The following is a 9,000-nucleotide window of genomic DNA, read 5'->3' as shown; positions in this document are numbered from 1 at the left end:
ATAAAAAACACCTGCCGGATATTCACTATTTTATTTTGCAGTTCCACCCTCGCGGCAACCGCTCAGCAAAAGGAGCTGGTATCCTATGCCAATACCTTACAAGGTACCAATTCTGAATTTGCACTCAGCAGTGGTAACACGCATCCCTCTACAGCGCTGCCTTTCGGCATGCATGCCTGGTCGGCCCAAACTGGCAAAAACGGCGATGGCTGGAAATACCAGTATAAAGCCAATACCATCCGGGGCTTCCAGCAAACGCATCAATGCAGCCCATGGGTAGGCGATTATGCGGTATTCAGCCTCATGCCGGTTACAGGAAAACTTACGGTAGGGGAAGATGAACGCGCCTCCGCATTCAGTCATACCAATGAAATAGCCCGTCCGGATTACTACAAGGTAACTTTCGACAATAAGATCACTACCGAATTATCGCCCACGGAAAGAGGCGCTCACCTGCGCTTTTCGTTTCCGGCCAAAAAGCCCGCCTACGTTGTACTGGATGGATACAACGCATTGAGCGGCGTACAAATATTCCCGGCAGAAAGGAAGATCACCGGGTATGTTACCAACGGCCGCTTTATACCAAAAGGATTTAAGAACTTCTTCGTCATTGTGTTCGATCAACCTTTTGAGGCCAGCGGCACCTGGGAGAATGTAAATAACAGGGTTTTTACCGATAGCCTGTCGGCAGAAGGAAAAGGCGCCGGCGCATATATCCGTTTTAAAAACGGCGCTACAGTGCAGGCAAGGGTGGCTTCTTCCTATATCAGTCCCGAACAGGCGGAACTCACCTGGCAGCAGGAACTCAAGTCCTTTACCAGGCTGGAACAAACAAAAGCGGCGGCCGCAAAAGTATGGAATACCCTGTTTGGCAGGGTGCTGGCGGAAGGCGGATCGGAAAAAGACAAAGCCACTTTTTATTCCTGCCTGTTTCGTGCAAATCTTTTCTCACATACCTTTTTTGAATACAACAGCAAAGGAGAGCCTTACTACTACAGCCCTTATGATGCCAAAGTGCATAACGGCTATATGTACACCGATAACGGTTTCTGGGACACCTTCCGCGCACAGTTCCCCTTAAACACCATCCTGCACCCTACTATGGAAGGCCGGTACATGCAGGCGCTGCTGGACGCGCAGCAACAATGCGGCTGGTTCCCGGCCTGGTCCTTTCCCGGTGAAACAGGCGGAATGCTCGGCAATCACGCCATTTCACTGTTAACGGATGCCTGGGTAAAAGGTATCCGGACCTTTGACCCAAAAAAAGCGCTGGACGCTTATTTTCATGAAGCCATGAACAAAGGTCCCTGGGGCGGCGCCAATGGCCGCGCCGGTTGGAAGGAATATTACCAGCTGGGCTATGTAAGCTTCCCGGAATCGCATGGCAGCACCTCGCAAACACTGGAATATGCGTACGACGATTTCTGTGGGTATCAACTGGCAAAACTCACCGGTAATAATTTCTATCAATATGTTTTTGGTCGCACCATGTATAATTATAAAAACCAGTACGATTCCGTGACCGGCTTTATGCGTGGCCGCAAGCTGGATGGCAGCTGGCTGGAAAACTTTGATCCTTATGAATGGGGCGGCCCTTATACAGAGGGAAACGCCTGGCACTGGCAATGGTCGGTATTCCACGATATACGGGGGCTTATTCAGCTGATGGGGGGCGATACGCCTTTTATCACAAAACTGGATTCCGTATTCAGCGCGCCTAATAAAGTGAACGTGGGCTGGTACAAACAAATGATCCACGAAATGACGGAAATGGTGAATGCCAATATGGGCCAGTATGCGCACGGCAATCAGCCAATACAACATATGATCTACCTGTATAATTACGCCGGGCAGCCCTGGAAAACACAGGCGCATGTGCGGCAGGTGATGAGTAAACTATATAGCGCAGGTGAGAATGGGTACCCGGGAGATGAAGACCAGGGCCAGATGTCGTCATGGTACGTAATGAGCGCCATGGGCTTCTATAGTGTATGCCCCGGCACTGACCAATACGTGATTGGCAGCCCGTTGTTCCCGAAAATGACAGTGACGCTTGAAAACGGGAAGAAATTTGTAGTGGAAGCCCGCAACAACAGCCCGGAGAATGTATATATCCAGTCGGCCACGCTCAATGGCAAGCCCTGGCCGCATAACTGGCTGCGCCATGCCGATATTATAAACGGCGGCGTACTTCACCTGGAAATGGGCAACCAGCCGGCAGTGAACCGGGGTATCGCCACGGAGGATAAACCTTTTTCACTGAGCAGCCACTGAAAACGCGGCTGCCGGTAATTTTCGTACCGACATTAAGAAAATAGTGGCGAAACGATTAAATTAGCCCGTAGTTCGAATTGATGTCGATGCGAAAAGATTTTTCCACGTATACAGATGAAGAGTTGTTCCTGCTTGTGAAACAGGGACACAAAGACGCGTTTGAGGATATCTACAAACGCTTCTGGCAGGAGTTGCTGGATGCCGCCTACCGGCGCGTAAAAGTGCAGGAAGCGGCCATGGAGCTTGTTCAAAACCTTCTGGTAGACCTTTACCTGAAAAGGGAAACTATCTCCCTTAATACTTCGCTTCGTAATTACCTGCACACCTCACTGAAAAACAGGGTACTGAATAATGTACGTTCCCAACTGGTGCGTAACACGTATCAGCAGCATGTGCTGAACGACAGCGGTCTTTACCAGTCCGACGCCGCCAGCACGCTGCAATTGAAGGAACTGCAGCGGCATATCGATGAATCCTGTGCCAGCATGCCGGAAAAGTGCCGCGAAGTATTTTACCTGAGCAGGAGAGAGCAGTTGTCGTACCAGCACATTGCCCGGCAGCTTAATATTTCGGTGAATACAGTGGAAAAGCACATGGTAAAAGCCCTGAAAATATTACGCTCGCACCTGAAGCAATATCATTATTTCCTGTTCTGGTGCCTCGTGTCGCTGGTGCTGTTGTGTGGGCAAATTTCAAACTATTTTGGCGGATAATGGCGGTAAGCCATTTTTCAGGTGTCTAATGTTAGAGAGACTTATGGATATGAATAACACCCGGTTAAAAGAATTATTGGATAAATACCTGGACGGTACTGCCACTGATAAAGAAATCAGCGAGGTAGACGGTTGGTACAGGTCTTTCGAAAATGATCCGGGCCTCACTTCCCAATTCAGCCCGGAGCAACGCACCGCGCTGGAACAACTGCTCTTCCTGCGCATCAGCCGGCAGGTGGAAGCAGCCGAACCGCAGCTGAAGGTGAGCCATAGGTCTGTTCGTTGGCTGGTAGCCGCTACGGTAGCGCTGCTCATTGCCGCCGGCGGATTTTACCTGGTCCGCGAACGCAGTGCCCCGCAGGAAATGGCAAAGGCGATGGTAACGGAACAAACAGGGGGGAACGGCATTAAAAAGATCACCCTGCCGGATGGGAGCCTGGTATGGCTGAATGTAGACAGTAAAGTAAAATATGAGGAACATAAAGCCCGTGAGATCTGGCTGGAGGGAGAAGGATACTTTGAAGTAACTTCCCGCCAAAACGATCCTTTTATCGTACATGCCGGTAAACTGGAGGTGAATGTACTTGGCACCAGCTTTAACATCGACGCCTACACGCCGTCGGCAAAAGTAACGGTAACAGTAGCCAGCGGTAAAATAGCCGTAGGTAACAATGGAAGTAGTACTACCACGCTTGTTGCCAACCAGCAGGCAGTTTACCATGCGGCAACGGATCAACTGGAAAAGAATGATATCGCTGCAGCAGATGCCAGCGCCTGGACACAGGGACAGCTGATCTTTAAAAAAGCCCTGTTCCGCGATATTGCCTATAAACTGGAACGCCGGTATGATGTACGTATCCGGTTTGCCAGCGAACAGATTGCCAGTTCATTGATCACCGCCCGGTTCGATGCCAACGTACCGTTTAAGAACGTGCTGGGCATGTTGTGTGAAATTTACGGGTGCAGCTACCGGCAGGAGCCGGGCAGCAACGAATACCTGGTATATAAAAAAGAGACAACCAAATAAATAAAAACGGATGGGGTTAGCCTTAGGGCGTGATAAATTCGGGTTATGAAAGTGAAAACAGCGGAGTGCCTGCACATGGTGCCCGGGTGGCTTGCCCGCCTGGTGCTGGCATTGTGCTGCCTGTACCCGCCGCGCATAGCCGCGCAATCTGCCGTAACAGAAGAATTAAAACACACCGTGGTAGATGTACATGTTACCGGCGAAACGCTCGATAAAGTGTTTGAACAGGTGGAAGCAGCCACTACGTTCCGGTTTGTATACAGCCCTTCTGAAATAACAAAAAGTGGAAAAGTAACTGTTAATAAAAGAAATATTTCCGTGGAGCAGGTGCTGAAACTCCTTCCGGCAGGATTACAATATGAACTACGTGGAAGGAACATCCTCATCACACGGAAAGAACCGCAGCCTGCCAACCAGGCTTCGGTATTAACGGGCAGGGTAACCGATACCAACGGCAACCCGTTGCCGGGTGTATACGTGATGCGGAAAGGAGCGCCGCCCCGTTTGATGACGGATGCGGATGGCACCTTCAGCATTCATGCAGAGCAGGGCGATACCCTGCGCTTTGCCCTTCCCGGTTTTGGCGAACAGGAAGTCCCGGTAGAAAGAGTGAATATGTTGTACGTGTCCCTCTCGCCGCGGTATTCCTCCCTGAAGGAAGTGGTGGTAATTGGCTACGGCACTTCCAGCAAAGAAAAGCTTACAACGGCTATAGGCACGGTAAGCGGCGATGCCATAAAGGAACGCCCTACTACCATGAACCTGATGCAGGGACTGGCTGGAAAAGTAGCCGGGGTAAGCGTGATGATGAACTCCGGTAAACCCGGCGGCAATCCTATCGTAAAAATAAGAGGTACCGGTTCCATCAATGCCTACAACGGCCCGCTGTACGTGGTAGACGGCATAGTGGGGGCCGACCCGCTGATCATTGATCCCAACATCGTAGCATCGGTGGATGTGCTGAAAGACGCGGCCGCCTCTGCAATTTACGGGGCAAGAGGATCCAACGGGGTGATTGTGATCACCACCCGGAAAGGCACTAAAAGCAGTCCGGGTATTTCATTCCGGAATACAGTGAGCTTCGGCACACTGGCCCGTAAAGTGAAGCTGATGGACGCGGATCAGGCGTTGGAGATGTTTAAACGGGAATATGAATACCTGCCCGGTCGCACGGCGCCGCACCTGGATCCGTCGTGGCAGTTTGTGCGCAAAGAAGAATTATTTAACGCAGACGGTACACCGAAATATAACACCGATTGGCAGGAGGAAGCCAGCCGCGTGGCGGTATCGCATGAACATTCCCTGTCGCTGTCGGCTGGTAAAGACGGCTTTTCCGCACTGGTCAATCTTTCTTATAACGACCAGCAGGGCATCCTTATCAATAGCTATTCACGACAGGTGAACGGGTTTATTAACCTGGGCTGGGATGTGTCCAAATGGCTGCATGTGCAGGCGGTGATCAACAGCGGGGCGTCAAAACAAAATAATGTAGACATCAATACATTCGGACTGAACGCGGTGAGGCAGATCTATGAGTTCCTGCCTTTCCTCCCGGTCCAGTATGCCGACGGCACCTATTCCCGCAAAGGGGACTATCCCGGTGCAGAGGATTCTGAAAACCCGGTGCGATTGATGCGGGAAGTAAAATCGGTGGCGGGGAAAACATATACCATGGGGAACCTGGTAACGACCATCCGGCTGAACAGCAAGCTGCATATTACCGCAGGTTTAAGCGGGCAAACCGGTGCCACTTACAACCTGTATTACTCCGGCCGCGATATCCGCGGGTACTCGGATACACAACAGGGCGTAGCTACGCGCACCAACGGGAACTCCGGCTCCTGGACCACAGAGGATTATATTACCTGGAACAACCAGTACGGTAAACATAAGGTAACAGCCGTTGGCGGTGCCAGCTGGTACTACTTCGGGAACATGACCACGCAGGCAGGAAGCGAAGGTTTCTTTGATGACTTCTTTTCTTACAACAGCCTGCAAACAGGACTGGTACCGCAACGGCCGCAATCGGGCACCAGTAACACGGCCATGAACTCGTATTACATGCGGTTTAATTACGACTACGACAGCCGTTACCTGTTCGGATTTTCCTTCCGTGCAGATGGCTCGTCGCGCTTTGGAGCCAATAACGTATACGGCTATTTCCCCAGCTTCTCGGGGGCATGGCGTTTATCTTCAGAACCGTTTTTACGCGATGTGCGCAGCATCAGCGATCTGAAGATACGGGGCAGCTATGGCATTGTGGGCAACGCAGATATTGGTGACTATGTAACACAAGACAGGCTGAGAAGCAGCCAGGTAGCATTCAACGGCCAGGTGGCGCCGGCAGTAACGCTGGAAGCATTGGGCAACAGCAACCTTAAATGGGAAAAAGCCCACCAGCTGAATATAGGACTGGATGTTTCCTTGTTCGACAACAGGGTGCAGTTCACCGGGGATGTGTATAACCGCGTAACAAAAGACCTGCTGTACTACCGGCTGATGCCTGCCACCACCGGGTACGAAGGCGTTTTTGACAATATCGGTTCCATCCGCAACAGGGGCCTGGAGTTATCGCTGGTGACCAACAACATCCGGCGCAAAAGCTTTTCATGGAATACTTCCCTGATCTATTCCATGAACCGCTCCCGCGTGCTGGAACTGAACGGGGATATCATGTATCCATGGGCCGGCCGCATCATGGCAGGCCGGCCGCTGAACGAATTTTACGGCTACCAGCGCCTGGGTACCTGGGGTACAGATGAAGCAGCGGAAGCCGCTACCTATGGCAAAAAGCCCGGCGATCTGAAGTATGCAGACCTGAATAATAATAAAGTAAAAGATGCCAACGACCGTACCGTACTTGGCAACGGCATGCCCGATTTTGAAGCAAGCATGGGTAATACTTTTACCTACAAAAGTTTTTCATTGCTGGTAGATCTGCAAACGATCTATGGCCATAGCCTGGCAAACTTTACCAGGATGATCATGGAAAGCGCAGCACCCACCACCAATAGTTACAGCAGCCTGCTCAACGCATGGACGCCGCAACACCAGGGAGGGATGAACGCCGCATTACGGCTGCCACAGGATGGACTTGACAACGAAATGGACAGCTATTATATAGAAAAAGGCACTTTTCTTCGCATACGCAATATTGCATTGGCGTACCGGCTGAAGGAAGACTGGCTCTCGCGGTATCACATCAAATCTGCCGTGATCACCGCCAGCGCGGAAAACTATTTCCTGTTCACAAAGTATAAAGGGTACGATCCCGAAGCCTCCTCATTTGATGGCGACTTTAACCAGGGAGTGGATCTGTACCAGTACCCGAAAGCGAAAACGCTGTCGTTTACACTGAATGTTACATTCTGAAAAGAATTGAAATATGAAACAATTGGTTCTGTTGGGGATGATATTTTTGGTTGCCTCCTGCAACAAATTCTTGGAAGAAGAACCTTCGGGTTCGCTCAACCAGTCGCATTACTATAAAACGCCTGAACAGGTGAGCGCTGCGGTGAATGGCGCCTACGACGGTCTTGCTACTCCCTTTGTGATCAACATCGGCGTAGCGGTAAGCCCTGTGTATTCGCTGGAATACATCACCGGGTACAGTCGCAGGCCAAGGCCGTCGGGCTTTGAAGACGACCAGTTCCTGCGGCTGGACAGGCTCGATAACGCCAACTCAAGATTGCAGGGATGGTGGAATGCCACCTATTACCCCGTGGAGAATTGCAACAGCGTGATCGAAAATGTAAGCATTACTTCCGTGGTAGATGAAATAACAAAACAACGTTATCTCGGCGAGGCGTATTTCCTGCGGGCATGGTATTACTTCCAGGCAGTACGGCTTTGGGGCGATATCCCCCTGAAACTTACTACTACCAAAGATATCAATGATGTAAAAATACGCCGCTCTCCCAAAGAGGCAGTGTATGAACAGATTGTGAAAGACCTGAAAACAGCGGAAAACGCGGGCCTCCCGTGGATAGACCCCAGCGGCCATGCAAGCCTGGGCGCAGTAAAATCCTTACTGGCAAAAGTATACATCACTATGGCCGGTTATCCGTTACAGAAAGGGAAGCCTTATTACCAGCTGGCTTACGATAAGGCGATGGAAGTGGTAGATAGTCACCAGTTTTCCCTGTTTGAACAATACAGCGATCTGCGCAACCCGGTAGTGCAAAACACCAGGGAGCATATTTTCATGCTGCAACGCCATCCTACGGTGGCGGTGAGCAACATCCACTGGGCATACCTGCCATATCCCAGTCAGCCTGTTTCCATACAATCGGCCTACGGCGGGGCAATGGCGCCTACTGCTGCATTTTATAATTCATTTGCTGCGAACGATCAACGTAAACAGGAACAGGTTTTTTTCTATACCAAACACGCGCGTTACGGGAATCCTGCAGAAACCGTTTTCTTCCCGGATCCTTATGTTTTCAAGTTCTGGGATGATGAAGCAGAGAAAACCGGCCGCTCAGGCGCTAATTTCCCGCTGATACGCTATGCAGATATATTGTTGCTGTGCGCAGAAGCAAAAAGCGTTGTTGATGGAGGCGCCACATCGGATGCTACTGCGATAGATGCGTTTTATGCAGTGCACCACCGGGCATTTCCTGCAGCGCCCAAACCAGCCACTTTAACAACAGATGATATTCTTAAGGAAAGATACTGGGAACTTTGTTTTGAATTTCAGACATGGTACGATATGCTGCGTACCCGCAAAGCCTTTGATGTGGCGCGCGGCAGCATGACCAACCTGGTTGGATACAAAGCCCCCAATCACCTGCGGAGTTTCGAAGAAACAGATTTTCAATTTCCATTACCATTAGCTGAAGTTCAGAAAAACCCGGACTTGGCCCTTTAACAACAGCATGAAACTGAAGAATATTTGCCTGGCGGCTTTACTCACCGCTGCGGCGCAGGCATCTTTTGCCCAGGAGCATTATTTTATTGACGGCTATCACGGCGGTGTTTACGGGC

At 50.7% G+C, this 9,000-nt stretch carries 5 protein-coding genes; all 5 read left to right on the top strand.

The window, feature by feature from the left end; translation table 11 throughout:
- Positions 1-2,274, top strand: coding sequence for a GH92 family glycosyl hydrolase (locus tag VN105_RS02470; protein WP_414647219.1), 2,274 nt, complete (start codon positions 1-3; stop codon positions 2,272-2,274).
- 86 nt (positions 2,275-2,360) lie between these two features.
- On the top strand, positions 2,361-2,987 hold the full coding sequence (locus VN105_RS02465; RefSeq protein ID WP_325637579.1) for an RNA polymerase sigma-70 factor: 627 nt from the start codon (positions 2,361-2,363) through the stop codon (positions 2,985-2,987).
- Positions 2,988-3,015: 28 nt separating this feature from the next.
- The gene (locus VN105_RS02460; RefSeq protein ID WP_325637577.1) at positions 3,016-4,014 is read left to right on the top strand and encodes a FecR family protein; all 999 of its coding nucleotides are present in this window, start codon (positions 3,016-3,018) and stop codon (positions 4,012-4,014) included.
- 45 nt (positions 4,015-4,059) lie between these two features.
- The gene (locus VN105_RS02455; RefSeq protein ID WP_325637575.1) at positions 4,060-7,386 is read left to right on the top strand and encodes a TonB-dependent receptor; all 3,327 of its coding nucleotides are present in this window, start codon (positions 4,060-4,062) and stop codon (positions 7,384-7,386) included.
- 13 nt (positions 7,387-7,399) lie between these two features.
- Positions 7,400-8,884 carry a RagB/SusD family nutrient uptake outer membrane protein gene (locus VN105_RS02450; RefSeq protein ID WP_325637573.1) on the top strand — a complete coding sequence of 495 codons (1,485 nt, stop codon included), beginning with the start codon at positions 7,400-7,402 and terminating at the stop codon, positions 8,882-8,884.
- Positions 8,885-9,000 lie beyond the last annotated feature (116 nt).

Origin of the sequence: Chitinophaga sp. (assembly GCF_035564935.1) — a bacterium.
Lineage (GTDB): Bacteria > Bacteroidota > Bacteroidia > Chitinophagales > Chitinophagaceae > Chitinophaga.
Note: the sequence above shows the minus strand (reverse complement) of the source record. Positions and strands in the feature narration are given on the sequence as shown.